Annotated in this window: 23 protein-coding genes; 15 read left to right on the forward strand and 8 right to left on the reverse strand. The window is 60.3% G+C overall.

The features are described from left to right. Positions 1-276 precede the first annotated feature (276 nt). The 6 genes from LB555_RS20425 (at position 277) to LB555_RS20450 (ending at position 4322) form a co-directional block, all read left to right on the forward strand. Positions 277-753: a hypothetical protein gene (locus tag LB555_RS20425; protein ID WP_224683598.1), complete on the forward strand. Its 477-nt coding sequence runs from the start codon at positions 277-279 to the stop codon at positions 751-753. Positions 754-870: 117 nt separating this feature from the next. Next, positions 871-1356 (forward strand): MarR family transcriptional regulator, encoded by a 486-nt coding sequence (locus tag LB555_RS20430; RefSeq protein ID WP_224683599.1) that lies wholly within the window; start codon positions 871-873, stop codon positions 1354-1356. A 321-nt stretch (positions 1357-1677) separates the two neighbouring features. Continuing rightward, on the forward strand, positions 1678-2139 hold the full coding sequence (locus LB555_RS20435; protein WP_224683600.1) for a hypothetical protein: 462 nt from the start codon (positions 1678-1680) through the stop codon (positions 2137-2139). Positions 2140-2478: 339 nt separating this feature from the next. Beyond that, positions 2479-2931 (forward strand): hypothetical protein, encoded by a 453-nt coding sequence (locus LB555_RS20440; protein WP_224683601.1) that lies wholly within the window; start codon positions 2479-2481, stop codon positions 2929-2931. A 97-nt stretch (positions 2932-3028) separates the two neighbouring features. Continuing rightward, positions 3029-3676: a hypothetical protein gene (locus LB555_RS20445; protein WP_224683602.1), complete on the forward strand. Its 648-nt coding sequence runs from the start codon at positions 3029-3031 to the stop codon at positions 3674-3676. A 106-nt stretch (positions 3677-3782) separates the two neighbouring features. Then, entirely contained in the window at positions 3783-4322 is a 540-nt protein-coding gene (locus LB555_RS20450) for a hypothetical protein (protein ID WP_224683603.1), read from the forward strand. A gap of 134 nt (positions 4323-4456) precedes the next feature. Here the strand turns inward: LB555_RS20450 and LB555_RS20455 are convergent, their stop codons facing one another. From LB555_RS20455 to LB555_RS20470, 4 genes are all read right to left on the reverse strand, one after another. Next, complete coding sequence (locus tag LB555_RS20455; protein WP_224683604.1) at positions 4457-4762, reverse strand: hypothetical protein; 306 nt, start codon at positions 4760-4762, stop codon at positions 4457-4459. A gap of 285 nt (positions 4763-5047) precedes the next feature. After that, the gene (locus LB555_RS20460; protein WP_224683605.1) at positions 5048-5329 is read right to left on the reverse strand and encodes a hypothetical protein; all 282 of its coding nucleotides are present in this window, start codon (positions 5327-5329) and stop codon (positions 5048-5050) included. Positions 5330-7621: 2292 nt separating this feature from the next. After that, positions 7622-8182, reverse strand: a complete 561-nt coding sequence (locus LB555_RS20465; RefSeq protein WP_224683606.1) for an SLATT domain-containing protein — start codon at positions 8180-8182, stop codon at positions 7622-7624. A gap of 22 nt (positions 8183-8204) precedes the next feature. Further along, a complete protein-coding gene (locus tag LB555_RS20470; protein ID WP_224683607.1) occupies positions 8205-9533 on the reverse strand; it encodes an SMODS domain-containing nucleotidyltransferase in 1329 nt (442 codons plus the stop codon). Positions 9534-10590: 1057 nt separating this feature from the next. On the opposite strand from LB555_RS20470, the gene LB555_RS20475 reads away from it, so the two are divergent. Then, positions 10591-11235 carry a hypothetical protein gene (locus LB555_RS20475; protein WP_224683608.1) on the forward strand — a complete coding sequence of 215 codons (645 nt, stop codon included), beginning with the start codon at positions 10591-10593 and terminating at the stop codon, positions 11233-11235. Positions 11236-11279: 44 nt separating this feature from the next. Here the strand turns inward: LB555_RS20475 and LB555_RS20480 are convergent, their stop codons facing one another. After that, positions 11280-11552, reverse strand: a complete 273-nt coding sequence (locus LB555_RS20480) for a DUF982 domain-containing protein (protein ID WP_318013026.1) — start codon at positions 11550-11552, stop codon at positions 11280-11282. A gap of 1216 nt (positions 11553-12768) precedes the next feature. Between LB555_RS20480 and LB555_RS20490 the strand changes: the two genes are divergently transcribed. From LB555_RS20490 to LB555_RS20505, 4 genes are all read left to right on the forward strand, one after another. Then, entirely contained in the window at positions 12769-12924 is a 156-nt protein-coding gene (locus LB555_RS20490) for a hypothetical protein (protein WP_224598326.1), read from the forward strand. A gap of 40 nt (positions 12925-12964) precedes the next feature. Continuing rightward, on the forward strand, positions 12965-13159 hold the full coding sequence (locus tag LB555_RS20495; protein ID WP_015318605.1) for a hypothetical protein: 195 nt from the start codon (positions 12965-12967) through the stop codon (positions 13157-13159). A gap of 117 nt (positions 13160-13276) precedes the next feature. After that, on the forward strand, positions 13277-14737 hold the full coding sequence (locus tag LB555_RS20500; RefSeq protein ID WP_224584541.1) for an AMP nucleosidase: 1461 nt from the start codon (positions 13277-13279) through the stop codon (positions 14735-14737). A gap of 146 nt (positions 14738-14883) precedes the next feature. After that, complete coding sequence (locus LB555_RS20505; protein WP_224683682.1) at positions 14884-15894, forward strand: endonuclease/exonuclease/phosphatase family protein; 1011 nt, start codon at positions 14884-14886, stop codon at positions 15892-15894. A gap of 65 nt (positions 15895-15959) precedes the next feature. Here the strand turns inward: LB555_RS20505 and LB555_RS20510 are convergent, their stop codons facing one another. Then, positions 15960-16556 carry a DUF922 domain-containing Zn-dependent protease gene (locus tag LB555_RS20510; RefSeq protein ID WP_224683610.1) on the reverse strand — a complete coding sequence of 199 codons (597 nt, stop codon included), beginning with the start codon at positions 16554-16556 and terminating at the stop codon, positions 15960-15962. A 137-nt stretch (positions 16557-16693) separates the two neighbouring features. Continuing rightward, positions 16694-18373 (reverse strand): electron transfer flavoprotein-ubiquinone oxidoreductase, encoded by a 1680-nt coding sequence (locus LB555_RS20515; protein WP_224683611.1) that lies wholly within the window; start codon positions 18371-18373, stop codon positions 16694-16696. Between the two features lie 220 nt (positions 18374-18593). On the opposite strand from LB555_RS20515, the gene LB555_RS20520 reads away from it, so the two are divergent. From LB555_RS20520 to LB555_RS20530, 3 genes are all read left to right on the forward strand, one after another. Beyond that, a complete protein-coding gene (locus tag LB555_RS20520; protein WP_224683612.1) occupies positions 18594-19238 on the forward strand; it encodes a hypothetical protein in 645 nt (214 codons plus the stop codon). An 89-nt stretch (positions 19239-19327) separates the two neighbouring features. Further along, positions 19328-20194: a uracil-DNA glycosylase family protein gene (locus LB555_RS20525; RefSeq protein ID WP_224683613.1), complete on the forward strand. Its 867-nt coding sequence runs from the start codon at positions 19328-19330 to the stop codon at positions 20192-20194. A gap of 53 nt (positions 20195-20247) precedes the next feature. Then, positions 20248-21051 (forward strand): helix-turn-helix domain-containing protein, encoded by an 804-nt coding sequence (locus LB555_RS20530; RefSeq protein ID WP_015318612.1) that lies wholly within the window; start codon positions 20248-20250, stop codon positions 21049-21051. Here the strand turns inward: LB555_RS20530 and LB555_RS20535 are convergent, their stop codons facing one another. Continuing rightward, positions 21052-22017: a DMT family transporter gene (locus LB555_RS20535; RefSeq protein ID WP_224683614.1), complete on the reverse strand. Its 966-nt coding sequence runs from the start codon at positions 22015-22017 to the stop codon at positions 21052-21054. A 269-nt stretch (positions 22018-22286) separates the two neighbouring features. Between LB555_RS20535 and pepN the strand changes: the two genes are divergently transcribed. After that, a complete protein-coding gene (gene pepN, locus LB555_RS20540; protein WP_224683615.1) occupies positions 22287-24932 on the forward strand; it encodes an aminopeptidase N in 2646 nt (881 codons plus the stop codon). The last annotated feature ends 22 nt before the right edge of the window (positions 24933-24954 follow it).

Raw genomic sequence — 24954 nt, forward strand, 5'->3', positions numbered from 1 at the left:
GGATTGGGCCTCATATGGAGACAAGACAAGACGAACATTAGCCTGATCTAATGTCGTCATATGGAGACAGGGAAAGTTCACGGGTGGCCAGCATCCGCCTGGTTGTCCGGTCCCCGGCAATTTCCCACTCATACAGAGACACAGGCGAAGCACCGCGTTCACCTGTTTCCTCCCCTCTCTTCTTGAGAAAACTCTTGGTGGCCTCCTCTGGTCACCAAGCCATCGCCACTACATCTGGCGTTTGCACCACCACTCACAACAACATGTAGGACCACTATGACCTGTACCGCTCCGGCGGATGCGGCTGGCGATGCCGAATTGCTCGCCCTTCGTGAAGCCATGCGCACGCCGACGACCACCCCAAGCCTCGCCAAGACCTTCCCATCCCTCAGGAATCGCCCTTGGGGCCGTGAGTTTCCACTACCAGTCCGCATCACCCGCGCCACCCGTCGCCTCGCCCACGTCGGCGGGATGGTGCCGGAAGGGTGCAGCGTTAAGGACATGGAGAGGGTGCGCTGCAACCACCGTATCCACGTCAATGTCATCAAGGAAATCCTCAGGACCCTCTGGTCCTTCCGGCTCCTCGGGTGGCTCCCTTCCGACACGGTCTACCTGGAACATGACCAGATAGCCGAGATCGTAGCCGCTGGTACCCAACGCCCAGCGGACACTCAAGACCTAATGCCCGACTGGTTCACCCACCGTCACTCGGTCGATGAACTCCAGGCGTTCCGGGCCGGAAAGGACGCCTAAGGCTTTCTTGACTCTCCCAGCGAGCCTGAGAGGTGTTCGGATTTCTCGGCGCCCCAACACCACCCCTCCAATCAATCGACTCAGGACGGCCCCTGCGGCCCGAGGAAAGGCGTTTCAATGAACATGCATACCATCAACGGGACGGTCTCAGACCGCCGCCTCAATTCAGTCTTTGCAGCGTCCGCCGCCAAACGCGACCAGGGCGAGTTCAACCATAAAGCGGTCAAGGCGCTCACGGCCAGGGGTATCGGACGTTCTACTATCGCGGCCCTCTTGGGGTTATCCGAGGCGACCGCCAGACGCCTTCAGTACACGCCCTGCCCCGCTTATGACAACGAAAGGCGGGAGCCAGAAAACCGCTCCGCGCCCACCGCACTCTTCTTATCCGATGCAGATATTGAGTGGGAGGAGACAATGCAGGGGAGTCGTGGCGACATGCGGACCACGATCCAGAGCTTTCTGGAAGACCTATCGAGCCGTCGACTCACGCAAGGGGACGTGGCCAAATTGCTGGGCATCTCACAGCAGGCTGTATCAAGACACGTCAACAGCCTGTTGCGACGAGGTTACGTATCCAACACCAAAAAAGCCAATAGAAATTGAAAAATCTAAGCAATTCAATGCGCTAAACTACAACATAGCTATTATAGGGAAACTCAAGTTCAGCTTACTGGCGGGATAAGTCGGCGAGCCCATGGATGAGACGGCTTCGCCGTTCATGGGATAACCGACCGTGCTGCCAGCTACGCTTGGAAGACCGAATTGATGAAGACAAAAATGATCATCCCTCTTCGGTCTCCTCATTAACAGGATAGCTCGGAGACCTATCGCTTCCCCCATGAACGGCGCAGCCGTCTGGTCATGGGCTTGCCGATAGTTATCCCGAGTTACACCACCACCATCATCAACCATAGGAGGGTCGCCATGTGCGATCTGGGTCTTACTCTCGGCATCGCTGCCGGGATCGCAAATGCTGCTGGCCAAGCGTCTGCAGCTGCCGCCAACACCAAGAGCATTCAAGCTCGCTACAACTTCAACCAAGCCAGCAACGAACACGACTTCGTCACCAAGGCCAATGCTGCCAACAAGGAAGGCTATCAGGCTATCCTTGAAGGGGACCGTGCGAAGTCCACCGCCGTCGCCTCAGGCGCTGGCATGAACGGCAACACGGTTGGTCTCAGGCTGGCCGAGCAGAGCCGACAGACAGCCTTGTCGATAGCCAACGCCAAGGACCAACGCGAAGGGGCCACGGCGACCTACATCATGCAAGGTAAGGCCGACCAGCTACAGGCCCAGGACTCGCTTAACAAGCAAAGCATGAACCCCATGTCCACCTTCATGGACATCGCTTCGTCTGGTCTCAAGAACTACGGCGCCTTTCAGTAACCTAAAGGAAACCTCATGGCATCTCCCGTCACTCGGGGTCACCCGCGCGACTGGCGTGTGGGTGTCCAAGCCCCTGACAATGGCGCTCAGTTGCGCCGCCGACAGATCATCAACGAACGCCAACCTTGCTCCTGCCCAGGCTGCGACCGGAGGCGCTCAGGCGTCTCCCGCTACTGTGGCCACCACAGGGACGCCGCAAGCTCCCGAGGGGACCCTCTGGCCCGCCTTCCGTCACGCAATGAACTGGCCATCTTCCGCCACGCCATTGCCGTCTACCTTCAGACGGACGCCAAGCTGGCGGCGCGTATCGCAGGGGACCTCAGGAGCCTTGAGCGGCGCATGACTCAGCCTCCTGCCTTCTGCCTCAGCCCTTCCGACATCCACAAGGGATTGCCGCAGATAGCCAAGGCCAAGGGTCTCCTCGCCAACTGGCAGCACAAGGACAAGCGGACCTATACCGAGGCCGTGACCAACGCGCTGGCACTGACCGGGTGGATGTCGGTCTACTACGACACAGGCCACGCCGGTGGCCTCTGGGAGAACCGTAAGGCCTTCCTGACAACTCGCGCCGGTGCCCTTCTGGGCGACTTCCGCAAGACCATTGGTCGAACGACGCTGCGCAAGGAGACCTCAGGGGCAACCCATAGGCTCCTTGGCCGGGACTTCGTCCACCACGCCAACACGATCTACGGCAAGGATTTCTGGTCCTCGCCCGTCTCCACCAATGACGGTCAATCCCTGACCCTCCGTGATTACACCCGCATGGCCCTCAAGGCCGCTGGTCTCCTCTAAAAACCCCAAGGAAACAACTGCATGTCCGATGACGGAATGATGCGCATGCCCAGCCCCGACAATTCCCGCTCGGGCTGGACCCCAAGCAACCCAAACTATGCCTCAGGCTCTGCCGCTGGCCAAGGTCTTCGTGGCCGGTCTCAACACCTACGTGGATGCCGACATCGCGGCTGAGCTTGGGCTCTCTGGAGGTGCCCCTGTGGCTGCTCAAGCGTACCCCGAGGCCACTCCCGTTGCCTTCCCTGCTGCCCTCAACCCCGAGGCCATCCCTGCCGGTCACGATCCTCTCGAACATATCGACGTCGACGAGATGACCGACGCGGAACTTGAGGCCCTTCAAGAGCAACTTGAGATCAAGGACGAGGACGCAGCGCCGTCACTCTCAGAGACCCTTGACGCCGTTGCCGAATGCTTCACCCCCGAGGCCTTCGTGGACGGCGTGGAGACCATGGTCGAAACAGGCGACTTCAATGACACGCTCACCCGCCTCTCCGAGGCTACTGGGGTGGACGCGGCGACTGCATCAACCCTTGTCGAGACTGCTGTGATGGAGGCCTCGCCGGTGGCATCCGAGCATATCGGAGACGAGCGTTGGGCCTCTCTGGTCTATGCGGCTTCCCGCACAGATGACACGTTCGCCCGTCGCATCGTTTCCGATGTGGTCACCGGTCGCTTGGACCCTTCCCGTCTGGCCCAGGCCTATGACTGGTGGTGGCAGTCACTGCCCGACGCGGACGAGTTCTGATCCATGGCTTTTCTCATGAAACACCTCGCCTCCCTCTACTTGGTCCTCGCGACCGCATTCACCATCGCAGCCCTGCTGCCACACTAAATCACCAGGAAGGAAGAACATGGCCAAGAAGCCTATGACCCGCGAGGAACTCCTCGCCCAACTCGACGCCCTCGACAATTCCACCGAGATCGGCAGGCTCAACGCCGAGATCACGCGTCTCACCAACGAAAACGCGACCCTTGTGGGTCAGCGCCAGGAACTTGAGCGCCAGCTTAAGCAGGAACGTGAGGCCATGCAGCTGGTCCGCGAGGCCATCCGTAAGGTAGACGTTCGGACGCGTTATCACGGTGCTGACAGACCCGGCCACGCTGAAAGTGCTGCCGCTGCTGATCGTGCTGACCGCATGGCCATGGCGGAGGTGCGCGCGGGCATCCTGCGGGGCACCCATGATCCGTCAACAGGCCTTCCCTATACCGCCGAGACCAAGCCTAAGCGCAGTCTGGAGGCCGGGGCGCCCAAAGTGACGCAGACGGAACTCTCGTCCTTCTTCCCGGCCTTGAGTGGTCCTGATGTGGACGTGACGGACACTGCCGATGCCTTGGCCGAGACTGATCTGGCGGACCATAAGAGCGCCTTGGGGATCGCCACGGCCGAATAGCTGAGATCGATACAACTGCCCGCGTTCCTTCCAGCCTTCTTTCGTGTCTCAAAATTCAGTTTGAAGATAATGGCAAGGAGCGCGGGCTTCTCAGAGCCTATCGCTTTCCGTTACGATGAACGCATGGGCATCTTTCAATCTCGACGGGGCAACGGCCGTGTCAGTCCCGCCCGCTTCCGCAGGACATGGAACGCCCTTAAGATGATTTCGTCTTCCTCCGCCTCGGAGGTTTTCGACCGCTCCTCAAAGGACGCCTCTTCGGCGTGAAAATCTTGCGCTCTTGAGGGCATGTTCTTCCAGGCCCATCGGCAGGCCTCCCAATGATTTTCACATGCGACGACCCGCTGCCCGACAGTCTGCCCCTGTTTTCCGAAGAATACGATTTTGAAGTTGGTCATGGTCTCGGCTTTCCAATCCATGGCTTGATTGCCGATACCCATTTTTCACAAACGCCAGACGAAAAAAATAGGCATGACCAGAGAGGCTCCGTTAGCGAGAACGCTTCGTTTGGGAACTGTTGCAAACACACCGGCCGCGCAGCTGCAACTATCCTGCCATCTCGCGCAACTGTTTGGCGGCGGGACTGGAACCATAGCGTACCTCACCGCATGCCGTGCGGGCATATGCTCTGCCGAGCTTCCGACCGCCAGCGAGCAGACCTTTTGGGTCGAAATAGGCGGATACAGTCTCTCGCGCATCCAAGCGGCGCGGCCATGATTTGCCGTCTATGATAACCGGAACGGCAACCGCTGCGCGCTCCCCCCATCGATGGTGTTACCGTTCAAGGTGAAACCCACTTCGGCGACAGTTAGAGCAAAATTGCTCAGGTTCACCACTTCGATGGAGAACATCACCTGGCCGCCTGGAACCCCTATCGCGTAGGCAGGCTTAACTCTAAGGCGAACGCGGTCTGCACTAATGGCCTGCCATGTATTCATGATGCCGAGCCCCGCGCCCAAAAGCGCCACACCCAGTGTTACAGCGTTATTCCAAAAAGCAGCATCCATCGCACCCTCCGCATAGCCTGCTCGCATTGGCATCAGCAGCAAACCAGCCGATCACCCTGAATTCAATATTTGAATGCCTGAATGCCTCGACTTGGCGGCCAATCTGTTTGTTATGGTGGGTGGAAACCAATGTAACGGCACTTGAGCTACTGTCCGACCTGTGGCTGTATCGCTGCGAAATGTGAAGGGGGACTATATGAAGAATCAATTTGCGGCTCTCGCTGCATGCCTACTGGTGGGCGGATGCGCGATGACGCTTCCTGTTCGGGGACAGGCTGGAGACGGCTCAGAGACTTTCACCGGAACCGCGACAGGCTATGCAGATGGCGCCGGGAACCTGACCATCACCAGCGACAAAGGTCGGAAGTGCCAGGGTGACTTCGTGTACGTGAACAACCGGCAAGGCAGCGGAACATTTACGTGCAGTGATGGATCGAGCGGCCCATTCAACTTCGTTTCCACAGGCATGAGGGGTACCGGCACGGGCACCCTGGGCGGTAAGCCCTTCACCTTCTCCTTCGGTTAGGCTCCCGTCGCCTGTACCCCCCGATACTTGGCACTAACGGTGCTATTCACACGTGACTTGCTAACCAGTATTGTTGGGAAGGGGCGTGGGGCAATAGAGTGGAGCCTGAGGACGACCTAAAGTCCCGTATCGAGGCTGCGCTTGTTCGCGGTCAGCTTACCCAATGGCAAAAGCAATTTCTGGTCGACATGCGCGACCGGCTGATCAAGTACGGCCCACGCACACGGCTGAGCGCAAAGCAGTGGGCTAAGCTGTACGAGCTCATCGGCGCCGCCCCGGAAAGCATTAACGAGCCAAGCCAACCACGCCCGTACAGGCCTCCGCCGTCACCGCAATGGCGACCTCGACGGTCTCGTAGCCCACTCGCGCGCGAGGCGCGGTACTTAGTAGCGAGGTTCACCAGAGCCTTTGGTTTTGCCATGGCGCTGGTGGTCGGGTCGCTGATCTACTCATACGTCGAGAAGGGTGGGCAGATCGCTTGGCCCACCATGCCGTCTTTCGCGAGATCAGACACCGGAGATAGAGTGCCACTTGCCCGATCACAGTTTAGCGTTACGGATGGCGATACCATCCGGCTTGACGGCACCGCGAAGGGAACCCGGCTGGTCGGCTTCAATGCTCCCGAGAGTATCGAGCCGAGGTGCGACGCTGAAGGAGAGCTTGGGCGCCGCGCGAAGGCCCGCCTCACAGAACTGGTCTCCTCCGCAAACCTGGAATTGCAGATGGTCCCCTGCTCGTGTCCCCCAGGGACCGAGGGTACCGACAAGTGCAACTACGGGCGAAGCTGCGGCCACCTGTTTGCGAATGGCCAGGACGTAGGGGACGTGCTGATTTCGGAGGGATTGGCTGTGCCGTTCATTTGCGGCTCGACAAATTGCCAACCGAAACCCCGCCCTTGGTGCGGATGAGGTGCAAATGGAATACAAATCGTCTCAAACTACCTTGGTAAAGATGTTGAAATCGACACTTCGAAAGAATACTGTGAAAGCCCGTCAGGCGCCGTCGCGCTCATGCCAAGATCTACTGATCTCGGACGAGCGTTTTCTGGTTTGTGTATACAACTACCACGACTACGAGCGCACGCTTTTGCAAAGCTCTTTGGACGATATTCTGGACCAGAAGCACCACTATTCCGACTTTTGTTCTGTCTCCACCAGGGTCCATCAACGCTTAGCTAAATTTTCTGAGTTCCGGCATAGCCTACCTCGATCAAATCAGATCGATAGCCAGCAATTTCCCGGGGGCACCATCGAGTGTTGACAAAATCGGGAAGCTGGCCAGCCAATGGTATAACAAATCAGTCTCATACCAGTGGACCCCTAAGGGCGATGAAAGGCTACATCAAATACACTTTTGGCTTGAGCCTCACTTATCCCGAACACAGTTGACGCAGGACGGCAGCGTCAAAAGAACGACTCTGGCAGCACTTACTGAGAGACCGCTCCAATCAACCTGCACGTTCGTGAGTACATGCGGGCGATTGGAGAGCTTCAAGCACTGTTCCGCGAGGATACGAAGAGCGCCGTTGAGGAAGCCAAGGAACTCGTGAACGGTGCTCTCCGGAGTTACCGCGAGCAGTCCAAGGGTAGCGAAACCACCGGGGCAACAGCCATCGCCATGGAGAGCGGGACCCGAGTTGGACAATCCGCAATCCTGCTGAAACGCTCGAATATCATGATGAGATCACACGCAAGGGCAACAGTTTGACCAACCTGGAGCGCAGGGTAATTAGTTCGGCGGCGCCAGGGTAGCTTGGCCATTTGGGCTCAACCCTTTTTTGATTTTCGCAGGGATGCTGGAACAAACTTATCAATTTCCTGATCAGAAAAGGTATATTCCTCGTTTTTCTGGAGACCTTCTTGGGCCTTTTTGTAGGCGGAATACGTCGTTTGCGGTGACCCCGAGTAGATGGCTGCAAGGGTTGCCTGAAGTTCATCGCGCCGCTGCGCTGCATCCTTTTCAGATAATGCCCCCATCCGCAGGTCCGTTAGCAGCGACAAATAGGACTCCCTCACGGGCCACAGGTTTGCCGCAGCGTCACGATGTTTCTGCGCCGTGCCGCCCGGATCGAAACCCTTCATATAACCCGACGCCCAAAGTCCGACGATGGATAGCACCGCCGTGGCAAGCTTGAGCCAGAACTGGTCAAGAAAGACAACGCTTAACGCACCTGAGGTTGTGAGTACCGAAACCGCAATCTGGCAGAGCTTGTATCGCTGTAAGGTAGTTGCACACGCCTCGGCCATTTTCTCATGAGTCTTATGGGTGTATATCACCCGCCCAAAACACTCACGTATCTGATCCTCCATTGCACTGAACTCAGTCATCTCAGTTCATCTCTCCCGTCTGCTACGCGGCGTTTGAATCGATAGGAACATGGATTCTGTCTTTCGCGACCAGAACGCCCCGTTGGACCGCGTAGCACTCCGCGATATGATCTCCGCGAAAAGTCGTCGTCTCGCTTTTCTCAAGCTTGCCCGCATCCATCACGAGTTGCCCTCGGACACAATCTCGCTTAACGGCCTCCTCACCGCGGTTGAGAATCTTCCAGTAGAGCCTAAACTCGCCGGGTATTTCATGGTTGACCACGTGGAATTTCAACGTTTTGTGCGGCTTCAGCGGCAACTTTAAACGCAAGATGTCCCTGAGAAGATATTCCCGGAATCCGTTCTGAGAGACGTCGCAATCGATTGTGATGGGATATCTGATATCCACGGGAAAACGATCCTCGACAAACTCTTCTGTCTCACGATACGCTACCGCGCTTGCTGTAGCCTTTTGCAGGCCTGCTGTCATAGCTGGGAACTGCCGTCCGTAGACCTTTCGCCATTTATCGTTCTCGTTGTCCTTCCCGGCGGCTTCAATAGCCTTGAGGCACAAATCATACGCTTTCTTGGCGATTTTCTGAAACTTCTTCTTAACTCGCACCCGTTGTCCGCTGCCCAAGGCAGCATAGTAATCTTGATCCGGAAGTTCCGAGAGATATTTGAAAAAGTCCCGACTCATGTAGTCATAATACAGGAAGCTATTCTCATCATACTCCGTCGTCGACCTCAAGAAATTATACGATAGGGTGTCTATCAGAAGTCCGCCCATCCCGACGCCATGTTTGTTTTTCCAAGATCGTGCCATCTTACAAAGCCGTCTAAGGTTTTTATTCTTCTGTTCGTTAAATTCTGATATAGCCTTAATTTCGTCGCGCGGCATCGTGACCTTCCACGTGCCGCCATCATAAGTGTCCGGATATTTAAAGCTGCCATCTTCCTGCTCGAATACAGGTTGTGCCTCAACATGAAAGTCTGCGTACAGAACTCGGACCACCAGTCTGTCAACATACACATCCGTGTTCGGGTAGCGTGTCTTGATGGCATCCTTCGTTGCTGTGAGCAGCTTCGACTGCCCCTTATCCTTGTAGTCATCCCAGCTTGAGGGCGGCATGATATAGAGCATGTCTAAATCTGAAATTCCATCGATGGCCGTATGCCTTCCGTAGGAACCAACCTGCAAACTGTTTGCTGTCTTCGAATCACTGTCCCGGAATTTCTTATTTATGGCCGCAGTGATTTCCCCATATCGGTTACTAATAACATCGGTGTTAGATACCTTGAGGTTCTCAATAAAGCTTCTAAAATTTTCCGCCACGCTCACTGCAACCCCCATCTTGTCCGCTACGGCCATAAAATGAATCACTTTAGATTTTAGGCAAACGAAGATGAATGTCTTTTTCGTGAATCAAACTGTTATAGTCATAGCGAGCGTTTTTCCCACAAGAATGTGACGTCACCCAACCCTTTTGGCAGCGTATTTGCGCACTTTCGACGGCGGCTTTGCTGAGGTCGTTGATCTAAGCAAGGACAGCTGGCTGCCTTTGTTTTGCGCCTGCAGAAATTTAATTTGCGTAGCTGGCTTGTCTACGATCACCTGGTAATCGTCCGGCGCCATTTGATGCTTGCGCCGCGCTCCTGCGGGAGCAACGCTTAGGTATGCTCGCATTTCCTTGCTGCTGGTGCTCTCGCTCTAAATAATCGCGCGAGTGGCTGTTCGGTTGGCATCAATAGATACGGCCAGTGTGTCTATGAGACCGCAGAGGCGCGCTACCGACACCCTAAGTTGCCACCAACCGCCGTTGCCTTGATCGGTCGGCAGTCCGCAAGCAGCGGTGCAATCCACGCCGACAACAAATGATGCATACGTAAAGGCGAACGCACTCCGCCGAATTCCACCAAACATTCGGTGCCCCTCCATCGGCGCCCAAATTAACCCGGACACAAACAAGACCCTTGAAATAGCCCGTTGACAGGTTCTTACTTGCAGTGGGCGAGTTGGGGCTCTGTAGGTTGTGCGTATAGTTTCTATAGTTCTGGCGGTTGGGTCAATTGTCGCGGGCGCAACATGTCCGGTAGCCGCCCTGGAATACGCTCCGGTTTCCTCCCCGGGCGAGCAGCCATTCCTCGTGGTCTCCGGTGAATTCGGCGTCAACGAACCTTTGACCGCTTTCAGCAACGCCGTGGCGAGTAGTGGGGCCAAGGCCATCGTTTTCGACTCTCCCGGCGGCAGTGTCGGCAGCGCGATACAGATAGGCCGGATGATCCGAGCAGCCGGACTGGACACGATACAGCTTCGCCAATTGCAGTGCGCTTCCGCGTGTTCACTGGCCTTCATGGGCGGTGTCCTACGCGCCGCCGATCCTGGGTCCATTGGCGTTCATCGGTCCTCGTTTGCGCCAGATAGTGGAATGTCCGCCGACGAAGCCGTGGCCAGTGTCCAAGCGGTGACCGCCCAGATCATGTCCTACATGACCGAGATGGGCGTGGACCCCAGACTTATGCAAATGGCATTGAGCTATGACAGGTCAGACATGAGATACCTGTCCGCCAGCGAAATGGCCGACTTGAAGTTGACCAATGTTTCCGCGCCCCCATCGCCGGTAAATGCGTCACAGGTGCCCACGCAACCAAACCCCGCTCCTTCGCCCGGACCAAATGCTGTCGCCAAGCAAGAACTGGAGAGCGCGGCGGTAGCCTTCGTCAAGGGGCTTATCGAGAGCCATGGCGACAACGCTGAGTTGGCCCTCGCCCAGGTTCAGGCGTCATACGCCCCCTCCGTCGACTACTACGGGAAATGGACCGACCTGGGCTCGATCATTCAGGACAAGAAGGACTATTTCCATCGGTGGCCCGAGCGGGGCTACAGGGTCCGCGACAACAGCGTTATGGCCACATGCGCCAACGACCGGTGCATGGTCTCGGGCACCTATGACTGGATCGTGCGAAGCCTCCCGAGACACAAACAGGCCAAAGGCGTAGCGAACTTTAGCTATACCATATCGGTTGGCCCCAACGCCAAAATCATCGCCGAGACAGGTAGGGTCCAGCGCTAATCATTGGTAGATGCGGGTCGCCTTGCGCTGAAGACCTGGGCCGATTACTGCAATGTTACCTGAGGACTAACCGCAAGGTTCGGCAGGTACATGCCCTGCTCGGCTGCAGCCTCCCTAAAGGCATCCCGCGCTTCGTCCGGTGTGATCCGCCCCTCCAGTGCCTCCATGCAGGCCTGGACCGCCTGTGCCCACCGGGGACCCCCGAGGTTCCACCCGAGGAGCTTCTGAGAGGCCTTCTGGACGTCACCGACCATCTCGATGATCCCGACCCTATCGCCCCTCACGGGGACCCTGCCGTTCCACCACATAATGCTCATACGATGTCCCCTCGGGAGACCCTGCGTTTCAGATTGATGGCATTCAGTAGATCGACCAAGTCGTCCGCGTACTCCATCTCCAGGCCGACCGCAGGGTGCCCCTCGGGATCAGCAGGTATTCCTGTGAACACGTCGAACACCGTCCAGGTCCCATCAGGTTCCTTGCGGAGGTCGTATCGCTGCTGCGCCATGGTCTTCGGACCTTTTTGCGAAAAATCTGTTTCCTCTTTTACGCATTCACCGAGGGCCGGGTTCCCCGCAGGGGGTGTTCGGCGAACTGACGCTTCTACCGTAGACCTGTGGCCGTCGCGGGTCTCCCTTCCGTCGTACGCCTGGTACAATCTCATAAAATTATTCTGAGCCCTACTCTGGCGGAAATCTGCGGCTGCACCATCCCGATCTGGGCGAAACAAGGTAGCTACTCCCACTTGTCTTGATCACCCACTGGCTGCAATATCGTATCGGGCGGCGCCAGAGGCATGTCGTCTCCGGCGTCAAGCTCTCTATCTGAGATGCCACCGAGAGCATTGGGGGGCGGCAAAATGCCATTGTCGCGCTACTCTGGATCGTATGATCCTGATGATCTGGCGTTGCTCCAGCGGGCATTCAATCGGCTGTGTGCCGAGCGTCGCCTTACTGTCAAAGATAAGGAGCAGCGGGAGGCCTTGGCTGCGGAACTCATCGGCGTGTTCGCCTTCGGCATCACGGACGAAACGCAGCTATGGCATGCTCTCTCCAAGCGACGGAGGTCCTAAGCCCTGCCGTCTCCGTTAGACCCCGAGGACAGGGCTAAGAAACTCTTTGGGCACCTGCGCCTTTTTGCGAAAAATCTGTTTCGGTATTTACCTATAGCGGCGAGGCCTGTTTCCCCCCGTGGCCCCTCAGGGACACTGAAGGTCCCGGGTCCTATCCCGCATGACCATCGCTGGACGTGATCAAACAGGGAACGAGGCATCATACTCCTGGTTGCATCTGCAAAGATAGAGTTATTCCTGGCACAAACTCTAAGCGACCATTTCCGTGTGATCTCTAAACGGGGCCTGGCGGGCCCCGTTTTCGTTCTGTCGATGAGCAGGCAGCGCTCGGTCGGCATTCTGGTTGCCGCAACCCAGTCAACATCCCTTCAATCAATTTGAACGGCAGATGAACGCCGGCATCAGAGCCGGTTCAGAGGCGTCAGGGCATTCTCATGCGTGTTGAAGGAGACACGGACCCAATGCTTGCTCGCCGCTTCGCCATCGTCTGCCTGCTGATGAGCCTGTTTGGAATGTTCTTCGCCATCCTTGTCGCCGAAGCGGGCCGTTCCCCGCGCTCCTGGGACGGCGCCACCAGAATGTGCCATCTCGCCTGCCCGACCGATTTTCGTCACTGAAGCAGAGAACCCGGACCTCGAAAAGAAAAGCACAGAGATCATGAACCGCATCGCCGCCAACCTCTCCAAGACCCTCCGGCTCCTGCCGCGGGCGGCGCTCATCCTGATACTTCTGGCCGCTCCGGTCCTGGCGGTGCCGATGATGCGCGCCGATAGCGGCTCGACGATCGAGGCGCCGGCGCTCAGAAAGTCAGGCGTCGGGTTCGTACTGCTGGTCAGCCTGCAGCGGGGCTGAAGAAAAAAGGGCGCTTTGAGCGCCTTCGGCGGCGAGCCCCCTCCCAACCGCCCGTCCAAGTCTCTATATTGAGCCATGGAAAAGCGAATCTATCCCCAAGCCATCGAATCTGTCGTCATGCCCGAGCCCTTTGGCCGGCAAAGCTTCGATAACGCCGAAAAGGCCGTTGCCGCGCTGCAGGTGCTCTACGACCGCAATACCAAGTTTCTGCGCGATTCCTTCGCGGCCCTAGCCGCCGGCGGCGACAGCAGCAAGCGCTACCGGGCCTTCTACCCCGAGATCGGCGTCACCACGAGTTCGTTCACCCAGGTCGACTCGCGCCAAGCCTATGGCCACATGCCAACACCAGGGCATTTCGCCACCACGGTTACCCAGCCGGACCTGTTCGAGACCTACCTCATCGAGCAGCTTCGGCTGATCATGCGCAATCACGGCGTGTCGGTAACCGTCTCGGAATCGACCACGCCGATCCCGCTGCATTTCGCTTTCCTGGAAGGCACCTATGTCGACGGCGCCGCTGCCGAACGCATCAAGCGGCCGATCCGCGACCTGTTCGACGTGCCGGATCTCGACGGCACCGACGATCAGATCGCCAATGGCACGTTCGAAGTGGCCTTCGGCGAGCCCCGGCCGCTGGCGCCGTTCACGGCGCAGCGCATCGACTATTCGCTGCACCGCATGACGCACTACACCGCAACCAGCCCGCAGCATTTCCAGAACTTCGTGCTGTTCACCAACTATCAATTCTATATCGACGAGTTCGTCGCCCGCGCCCGCGACCTGATGGAAAAGGGCGGTGACGGCTACACGGAATTTGTCGAACCTGGCAACGTTATCACCCGGGCCGGGCAGAGCGCGCCCAGCGAAGGCGTAGCGCCACAGCGCCTGCCGCAGATGCCGGCCTACCATCTGAAGAAGCCGAACCATGGCGGCATCACCATGGTCAATATCGGCGTGGGTCCTTCCAACGCCAAGACCATCACCGACCATGTCGCGGTGCTTCGGCCACATGCCTGGGTGATGCTTGGTCACTGCGCCGGGCTGCGTAACACCCAGGCGCTCGGCGACTATGTGCTCGCGCATGCCTATGTGCGCGAGGACCACGTGCTGGACGACGATCTTCCGGTCTGGGTGCCGATCCCGCCGCTGGCCGAGATCCAGGTCGCGCTGCAGGAAGCCGTCGCCGAGGTCACTGGCCTGTCGGGCTATGATTTGAAGCGCATCATGCGTACCGGCACCGTCGCCACCATCGACAACCGCAACTGGGAACTGCGCGACCAGCGCGGACCGGTGCAGCGCCTGTCGCAGTCGCGCGCCATTGCGCTCGACATGGAATCGGCGACCATCGCCGCCAATGGCTTCCGCTTCCGCGTCCCCTACGGCACGCTGCTGTGCGTTTCCGACAAGCCGCTGCATGGCGAGTTGAAGCTGCCTGGCATGGCAACCGAATTCTACAAGCGGCAGGTGGCGCAGCACCTGACTATCGGCATCAGGGCGATGGAGAAGCTGGCGGAGATGCCGATGGAGCGGCTGCATTCGCGCAAGCTCCGGAGCTTTTCGGAAACGGCATTCCAGTAGGCGACCGCGAAGCCTCGGCGAGGCAATTCGTCGTCTTGCTCAGGCCGCAATTTGGCCGATAAGCAAATCGAACGGACCGACAGGCGGCATTCAGCGGATACAACCTCGCAGACACGACCTCAATGGCAACAGGCGCGCGCTTGAACATGACGGCTGGGCTGGCATTCCTGGCGATGACGGCATTGTCGGCCGCTTTGTTGGCCGGATTTTTCGGCGCACTGCACCCGGCGTTCGATTCCTTCTCGCATTTCCGCATTCATCTCAGCGTGCTGATGGCACTTCTGGCGCTGCCGCTGCTCGCCAGCTCGTTTCGGCTGCAAGCGGCGGGTGGGCTGCTTTTCGCCATTTCCTGCCTGGCCACAACGACGGGTGCGCTGCCCAAATGGTGGCCACAACAGGCGGCCGCCAAGCCGACCGGCCAGATCGTCTACAGCCTGCTGCAGATGAATCTGCGCTTCAACAACCCAACACCTAAGAAAGTGCTCTCACTGATCGGCCGCACCAATCCGGACGTGATCACGCTCGACGAGGTGTCGCAGATGTGGACGACCGAGCTTGGCTACATCGCCAGCGCCTACCCCTACCGAATCCTCTGCCCCTACCCAAACGGCATGTTCGGCGTGGCGCTGCTGTCGCGCCGGCCCTTTGCCGCCGACGCCGCGCCGCGCTGCGAGCCGCGCGGCGCGATGGCTATCGCCACGGTCGACTTCGGCGGCACCGATGTCGATGTCGCCGCGATTCATTTGAGCTGGCCCTGGCCGAAGGAGCAATACTGGCAGATCGGCGAACTGGCGCAGCCACTGGCCGCGCTCGGCGAGACCGCGATCATGGCGGGCGATTGCAACGCCGTGCCGTGGAGTGCCGCGGTGCGGCGGGTCGCGGCTCTCGGCGGGCTGACACTCATGCCTTCCGCCGGCCCGACCTGGATCCACCGGACACTGCCGGACTTCCTGCGCCGCTATGCAGGCCTGCCGATCGACCAGGTGTTCAGCAAAGGCGGCGTGACGATCCTGTCTTCGAGGCGGCTGGAAGATACCGGCTCCGACCACCTGCCGCTGCTGGTCGAATTCTTGGTCCGGTCCGATGAGAAGCAGCCTGAGGATGGGCACGCCACTGCGCTCGCGGCGCACGATTTGCCTGCTAAGCCGCACGGCTGACGCGTCAAAGCGAATGGAGCACCCGCGCCACGGCGAAGCGTTGAGATGGCGAACGGATTGCTCGTTCAAGGTTTCCCGATCAAGGCAGCGATCAGATGTTCGACATGGCCGCCATCGCGATGCTCGCGCCGATCGAAGGCGTTTTGCCTCGCCTCATATTCTGCATAAACGGCCTTGATGCGAAGCCGAGCCTCGCGGCGCGCCTTGTCGCATGACGGGTCGTTGGCGACCCGCAGGCCAGTTATCGACCTTTCTGTCACGCGCATCATCTCCCTGGCGATGCGCCCATGTGTTTCCTCATGGGCGCGAACACCGGCGAAAAACCTGTTCCAACGCCTCTTCAACGTCGGCGCCATGGGCGAGCCGACGCGAGGGAAGGTGTAGAACAGATTGAGCGTGCCGTTGACCCGCCGCAGCCGGCAGACGCCGTTGTCCTGACCTCCGCCGAGATCCCAGTCGACCGTATAGGCGGTTGTGGCGATGGCATGCGTCATGAAGCCATGCTTGGGCCCCTTGCTGTCCATCGCGTCGATGAAGGCCGTACCCGAGTTTCCCGTGATGTCGTAGGTCCGCGTCTGGACGATTGCCCTGGTGCCGGCAAAGGCCTCAGGCGCGCACAGTGTCCCGATGACGGCGAGGCATGTCAGAACTATCCGGCGCATCGGCCTTCTCCTTGTCCCGGAGAAGGGAACCATAAGCCTGTGATAGTTTCAACGGTTCTGCTGCGCTGCATGGTCTCGAAGCCAGAACTCCGCTGCAATTTTGCTGCCGCGCCCTGGACGGCCCGGCGGCGCAGGGGTCACATGCCCTGGTAGACCGGTCCTTCACCGCCTTGCGGGGGCACCCAGTCGATGTTCTGGTTCGGGTCCTTGATGTCGCAGGTCTTGCAGTGGACGCAGTTCTGCGCGTTGATGGCGAAGCGCACATCCTTCGCCTGCGGGTCGGCGGCGGCGTTGCCGTCCTTGTCGACCCATTCGTAGACGCCGGCCGGGCAATAGCGTGTGGAAGGTCCGGCAAAGACATCATGTTCCGAGCGTTTCTGCAGGTCCATGTCGCCGACCAGCAGATGGACCGGCTCGTTTTCCTCGTGATTGGTGTTGGATAGGAACACCGAGGACAGACGGTCGAAGGTCAGCACGCCATCCGGCTTCGGATAGACGATCTTCTTGTGCTGGGCGGCAGGCTCGAGCGTGGCATAGTCGGCCTTGCCGTGCTTCAGCGTGCCGAAGGGCGAGACGCCGAACAGCGTGTTCAGCCACATGTCGAGGCCGCCGAGGCTGACGCCGATGATGGTGCCGAAGCGCGACCACAGCGGCTTGACGTTGCGCACCTTCTTCAGGTCCTTGCCGATGTCGGTCGCCCGCCAGGCATCCTCATAGGCGGAAAGCTCGTCATTGGCTCGGCCGGCGCCGATCGCCTCGGCGACATGCTCGGCCGCCAGCATCCCCGACAGTACCGCATTGTGGGAGCCCTTGATGCGCGGCACGTTGACGAAGCCCGCCGCGCACCCCATCAGCGCACCGCCCGGGAACGACAATTTCGGCACTGACTGCCAGCCGCCCTCGGTTATGGCGCGCGCGCCGTAGCCCAGGCGCTTGGCGCCCTCGAACGTGCCCGCGATCGCCGGATGGGTCTTGAAGCGCTGGAATTCCTCGAAAGGCGACAGATAGGGATTCTTGTAATTGAGGTGGAGGACGAAGCCGACCGCCACCTGGTTGTCCTCCAAATGATAGAGGAACGAACCGCCGCCAGTCTTCATGTCCAGCGGCCAGCCGAAGGAATGCTGCACCAGACCCGGCCGATGGTTCTCCGGCTTGACCTGCCAGAGTTCCTTGAGGCCGATGCCGTATTTGCCGGGCTCGCGGCCATCGGAGAGTTTATATCTAGCGATCAACTGCTTAGCCAGCGAACCGCGCGCGCCTTCGCCGATCAGCACATATTTGCCCATCAACGCCATGCCCGGCGCGAAGCCTGGACCATGCGTGCCGTCCTTCTCGACGCCCATGTCTCCGGTGACGACGCCGGTGACGGCACCTTCTTCATTGTAGAGCAGGCCGGCCGCGGCAAAGCCTGGGTAGATCTCGACGCCGAGCGCCTCGGCCTTGCCAGCCAGCCAGCGGCAGACGTTGCCGAGCGAGACGATATAGTTGCCGTGGTTGTTCATCAGCGGCGGCATGAAGATGTTGGGCAGGCGGAACGAACCGGCGGGGCCGAGCACCAGGAAATGGTCCGCAGTGACCGGCGTCTTGAAGGGATGACCATCCTCCTCGCGCCAGCCAGGCAGCAACCGGTCGATGCCGATCGGATCGACGACGGCCCCCGACAGGATGTGGGCGCCGACTTCGCCGCCCTTTTCCAGCACGACGACGGAGAGCTCGGGATTGACCTGCTTGAGGCGGATGGCCGCGGCAAGGCCGGCCGGTCCGGCACCGACGATGACCACGTCGAATTCCATGCTTTCGCGTTCGATATCGCTCATCAACCCCTCCGCACTGGCTTGCCGCCGTTGGCGTATCTTGCTGGCTCCTGCGCTGCATAGCGCATCAATTGGCGACAGGAAACCGGCGCATACGTGACAATGCCGATTTGGCCAAAAAGTCGCGCTTTGCGCGGCAGAGAGGCCATTTCCGCGCGGCGCGACCCGCCAGGCTTGCGTTTTCTATTGTTCGACGGCTTGCTTATCGGCCATACTTCCCGCCATGCGCATTCCCGGGCCAGGCGGCTTCTCTTCGACGCGCTTTCCATCAACGCCCGGCCGGGCCTGCCGGGCGCTTATTTTGGTCCTTCTGGCGTCGAGCCCGGGTCATGCCGTCGCGGATGAAGTGAAGGTCTGGGCGACAGGCGCGTACTCGTTCTCCGACGAGCTTGGCGGTTTCCGCATCACCGGAGCCTCCGGCATCGGAACCAAGGACGATCCGCTCGTCATCACCGAAGAGCTGAATTCTGCGACACCCGTGACGCTGACCATCCGCACCACAAAGCCGATCCAGGCATTCGGCAGAGCAGGCGAGTTCGCCAATGGCATCATGTATATGCGCATCGACGCGCTCAACAACAGCGGCCAGGCCTGGATCGAGTTCCAGTTCGAGCTTCAGGAAATACTGGACCAGCCAAGCGTGTTCGGAGACGGGCTTTCGTTCGACCAGCGCAACAAGACGCCCGACAATATCTGGTCGAGCAATTTCGCCGATTTCGACCGCGATTTCGAGCCCTATGACCGGCTGCTGTTCAAAAACGGCAAGGTGGACCCGCTGAAGACCGCCAGCTTCGAATTCCTGATGACCGACTACACGCCGCGATGGACCTTCTATTTGGTTCAGGATCCACGCATACCCACTGGCTAGACCGCGACCTCGCCTTGGCAAGCGGATTGGCTGCCGCGACCGACTTCGCCGAGGTTGCAAATTGATCCCGCCCGGACGATGGTGCGGCCATGACTGCCGCCTCTCCGAACAATCCGGTCGATTTGGCCGATCTGCTCGCCTTCTATGCCAGCGCGGGTGTTGACGAGGCGTTGGAGGATGCGCCGGTCAATCGGTTCGCGGAGGCCGTGCCGAAGCCGGCGGAGCGCACGCCGGCGGCGCCGCGCGAAAGCAAGGCACCGGAGCCGCCCACGGCTCCGCCGCGCCTCGATGGGCGCGCCGTGCCGGATGCTCCGGCCCCGCGCCCGCCGACCTCGGCCGTGCCCGACGAAGCGCAGGCGGCGCTGGCACGCCAACTGGCAATGACGGCGACGACCCTGGACGAGCTGCGCCAGCACATGGCAGCTTTCGAGGGCTGCAATCTCAAGGCGACCGCCAAGAACCTGGTATTCGCCGACGGCAACCCGCAAGCGGCTGTCATGCTGGTCGGTGAAGCCCCGGGCCGTGACGAGGACATTGAAGGACTGCCGTTCGTCGGGCGCTCGGGCCGCCTGCTCGACCGGATGCTGGCTGCGATCGGCCTCGACCGTAGCTCGGTCTACATCGCCAATGTCATTCCCTGGCGCCCACCCGGCAACCGCACGCCGACGCCGCACGAGACCGAGATCTGCCGGCCGTTCATCGAGCGTCAGATCGAGCTGGTCAATCCCAAGGTGCTGATCAATCTCGGCGGCCCGTCGGCCAAGACCTTGCTCAACACCTCGGAAGGAATCCTGCGGCTGCGCGGCAACTGGCGCGTCCACACCACGGGTTCCGGCATTGCCATTCCAGCCATGCCGACACTGCACCCGGCCTATCTCTTGCGCACCCCCGCGCACAAGAAGCTCGCATGGCGGGATTTTCTCGAAGTGAAGGCGAAGCTGCGGGAAGTGAGCTAACGATGACCTTGCAGGTAATTGAAATACATTCAGCGTCAGCCTAGTCGTCCTGCATGACAACGCCCCAAACCTCCGCCGGTAGCCTGATCCGCGAATGGCGCACGCGACGTCGCATGAGCCAGCTCGACCTCGCCATGGAGGCCGAGATCTCGCAACGGCATCTCTCCTTCGTCGAAAGCGGGCGTGCCGCGCCCTCGCGCGACATGGTGCTGCATCTGGCCGAGCAGCTTGCGATCCCGCTGCGGCAGCGCAATCAATTGCTGCTGGCCGCGGGCTTCGCGCCGAGCTTCAGCGAACGGCCGCTCACCGACACGACGCTGGCACCGGCAATGGCGGCGGTCGAGATGGTGCTCAAGGGGCATGAGCCGTTTCCGGCATTGGCGGTGGACCGGCACTGGAACCTGGTTGCGGCGAACACGGCGATCGGGCCATTCCTGGCCGATGTTTCCGAGCCCTCTCTGCTCCAGCCACCCGTCAATGTGCTGCGGCTCAGCCTGCACCCAGGTGGTGTCGCGCCGCGGATCGTGAACCTCCAGGAATGGCGCACCCACCTGCTCGAACGGCTGAAACATCAGAACGATGCTGCCGGTGACCCGGTGCTGGTGGCATTGGAGCAAGAGCTTCGCGGCTACCCCTCTGGCCTGCAGAGCAGCCGGCCGGCGCCAGTCGAGCCGAATGCGATCGTGCATCCGCTGCGGCTTGCCCATGGCGACACGGTGCTTTCCTTCATCAGCACCATCACCGTGTTTGGCACGCCACTGGATGTCACCCTTTCGGAACTGGCGATCGAATCCTTTTTCCCGGCCGATGAGCAGACACGGGCGATGCTGGTACGCTTGGCGAAGGAACGGTCCTGATCACCCTTGCGGCAGCGCAGCTTTGCGGGTGCGCGTCCGCTCCAGACCCAGCTGCCGTTCGCGCCAGATGATGAAGATGCCGGCGGCGACCACGATCACGCCACCGACCAGCGTGCCGGGCGAGGTCACGTCGCCGAAAACGAAGTAGCCGACGACGACGCCCAGGATCATCGAGGTGTATTCGAAAGGCGCCACGACCGAGGCTTCGGCATGACGGTAGGCCGCGGTCATCAAGATCTGGCCGAGCCCGCCACAAAAGCCGGCGAGGATGAGCAACGTGGCTTGTATTGGCGTCAGCGACTGCCAGCCGAAGGGCAGCGTCAACAGCGAGAGCACGCTCGCCGTCGACGAGAACCATAGCACGATGGTCGCCGTCTTCTCCGTCTGCACGAGATTGCGCACCAACAGCATGGCGACAGCGGAGATTGTCGCGGCCGCCAGCGCGGCCATGACGCCCAGGACCTCCTGGTCGTCGAGACCTTCATCCGAATTGAGCAGCGTCAGCTCCGGCCAGGAAATGACGAGCACGCCAATGAGGCCGATCGCGACCGCGCTCCAGCGATAGACGCGGATCGTCTCGCCAAGGAAGACCGAGGAGAACACCACGACCAGCAGCGGCTGTGCATAGTTCAGGGTGATCGCCTCGGGAAGAGGCAGCCTGGTGAGCGCGAAAAAGCCGAGCCCCATGGCACCGACGCCGACGACGCCACGCGCGACGTGGTTGAAGGGGCGTTTCGTCACAAATGCCGTGGCCAGATGTCCCTTCAACGTCAGGAAGACAATGATCGGGAAGATGGCGAAGAAGGAACGGAAGAAGACGATCTGCCCGGCAGGCACATCGCCTGCCGCCTTGATACAGGTTTGCATGCCGACAAAAACCGCCACGGAGACGATCTTCAGCACGATGCCTCTCAGGGTGCCGTGGCCGCCCGTCGTCTCTGGTTGCGCCCCCGCTCCTGATGTCACTTTGGCGATGCGTCTCTGCCCGCGATCGAGGGCACGCTACGGTTCTCGAAATGGCAGAACGGGAAATTGTCGGCGCGCCGAACGAAAGCGCCCATCCCGAATTTCGGTGTGACGGCCGTCATGACTGCCTCGCGACAAGGAAAGGATGACCTGAATTAGGCCCTGCCGCAGTTTTGTCGAGGGAGTGTTTCGTGTAAAGAGCGCGGACTTCGAATTTTTGGACCGGTCAGATCATGTCCGGTCCCGGAAAAGACAGGAAAAGCCAAGGAATGCGCACCGATACAGGCCAGGTCTTCAAACTCGAGGACTATCGCCCCAGCGACTACCTCATTCCGAAAACCAGCCTTGAATTCCGTCTTTCGCCGCAGGCAACGGTCGTCACCGCGATACTGACCGTCGAACGCCGCGAGGACATATCCACGTCGGCTCCGCTGGTGCTCGACGGCGATGGGTTGACGCTCAAACGCGTCGAAGTCGACGGCAAGGTGGTGAGACCGGCGGATCTGCTGGCGAGCCCCGACCAACTGACCCTGCTCAAACCGCCGGCGGCACCTCGTTTCCAGCTGCTGATCGAAACCGAACTGGCCCCAGCCGGCAACGAGGCCTTGATGGGCCTTTACCGCTCGAACGACGTGTACTGCACGCAATGCGAGGCGGAGGGTTTTCGCCGCATCACCTATTTCCTCGACCGCCCCGATATCCTGTCGGTCTACACGGTGCGCATCGATGCGCGACGCGACGAAGCGCCGCTGCTCCTGTCGAACGGCAATCCGGTCGAGAGCGGCGATCTCGCTGAAGGCTGGCACTACGCCACATGGCACGACCCCTTCCCCAAACCATCCTATTTGTTCGCGCTGGTGGCCGGCAATCTCGGCCAGGTCGCCGACAATTTCGTCACCATGTCCGGCCGCAAGGTCGAGCTCGGCATCTATGTCGAGCCCGGCAAGGAGGCGCTCGCCGGCTACGCCATGGACGCGCTGAAGCGGTCGATGCAATGGGACGAGGAGGCGTTTGGCCGCGAGTACGACCTCGACGTCTTCAACATCGTCGCCGTGTCGGACTTCAACATGGGCGCGATGGAGAACAAGGGCCTCAACATCTTCAACGACAAATACGTGCTGGCCGACCAGGAGACGGCGACGGACGCCGATTTCGCCAATATCGAGGCGATCGTCGCGCATGAATATTTCCACAATTGGACAGGCAACAGAATCACTTGCCGCGACTGGTTCCAGCTTTGCCTGAAGGAAGGGCTGACGGTCTTCCGCGATCATGAGTTCTCCGCCGACCAGCGCTCGCGCGCGGTCAAGCGCATCGCCGAGGTGCGCACGCTGCGGGCCCACCAGTTTCCCGAGGACCAGGGCCCGCTGGCGCATCCCGTGCGGCCGCGCCGCTACCGCGAGATCAACAATTTCTATACGGCGACGGTCTACGAGAAAGGCTCCGAAGTGGTGCGCATGATCCGCACCATTCTCGGGGCCGAGGTCTTTCGCGCCGGCATGGACCTTTATTTCGAACGCCACGACGGCGAGGCCGCGACCATCGAGGATTTCATAAAGGTGTTCGAGGACGCGTCCGGCCGCGACCTGTCGCAATTCGCGCTATGGTATCATCAGGCGGGCACACCCAACCTGACGGTAAGTTCGACGCACAATCCGGCCGCACAGGAATTCACGCTTGAGATCGAGCAGTCGGTGCCGCCGACCCCCTCCGAAAGCCGCAAGCGGCTGATGCATATCCCGCTCGCCTTCGGCCTGATCGGCGCCGGCGGCAAACCTGTCGCGTATAGCGGCGTCGAGGGCGCCAACGTCGAGGACGGCGTCATCCATGTCCGCAAGCGTCGCCATGTGGTGCGTTTCTCGGGCGTGGCCGAGCGCCCGGCGGTGTCGCTCAACCGTGGCTTTTCGGCGCCGGTGACGCTGTCGGCCGAGCAGAAGGCGGCCGACCAGTACTTCCTCGCCCGCCATGACAGCGACGCCTTCTCGCGCTGGCAGGCCTTCAACACGCTGTTGACCGATGCTCTGATCGCTGCCTTCCGCCAGATCCTTGGCGGCAAACAGCCGGACTTCGCCCCACGGCTGACCGAGCTTGCCGGCAGCATCGCCAGCGACGAGACGCTGGAGCCAGCCTATCGGGCCCTGGCCCTGGCGCTGCCTGGAGACGCCGACATCGCCCGCGACATCGGCAAGAACATCGATCCCGACGCCATCCATGCGGCCCGACAGGCGCTTGCGCTGGCGATCGGCATGGCCAATGGCGAGGCATTTTCCGGCCTCTACGACAGCCTTGCCGACAAGAGCGCTTTCAGCCCCGACGCGGCGAGTGCCGGACGGCGTGCCTTGCGCAACATTCTGCTGGATTATCTCTCGCTGCTGCCAGGTGGAGCGGCGTTGGCGGCCGGGCATTTCCAGTCCGCGAGCAACATGACCGACCGGGCGGCCGCATTGGCCGTGCTTGCGCATCGCCACCAAGGATCGCCGGAGGCAAGCAAGGCGCTGGCGGCTTTCGAACAGACATATGCGTCCGACCCGCTGGTGATGGACAAATGGTTCCAGATCCAGGCCAGCGTGCCTGGGCCGCAGGCGGTGGAGACGGTTCGCGCCCTGACCGCTCATGCCGGCTTCTCGATGGGCAATCCGAACCGGGTGCGCTCGTTGATCGGCACATTCTCCAGCGCCAACCAGACCGGCTTTCACCGCGCCGACGGCGAAGGCTACCGCTTCTTCGCACGAACGGTGCTCGAGGTTGAAAAGCGCAATCCGCAAGTGGCGGCAAGGCTGGCGACGGCGCTCAGGTCATGGCGCTCGCTCGAACCGGGCAGGCAAGCCCAGGCTCGGGAAGTGCTGGTTTCGATCGCCAATGCCGAAAACCTGTCGGCGGATCTGCGCGACATCGTCGAGCGCACGTTGGCTTAGGCGCTCCCGCCTTCTTCCCTGC

Origin of the sequence: Mesorhizobium sp. BR-1-1-10 (genome assembly GCF_020165595.1) — a bacterium.
Taxonomy (GTDB): Bacteria; Pseudomonadota; Alphaproteobacteria; order Rhizobiales; family Rhizobiaceae; genus Mesorhizobium; species Mesorhizobium australicum.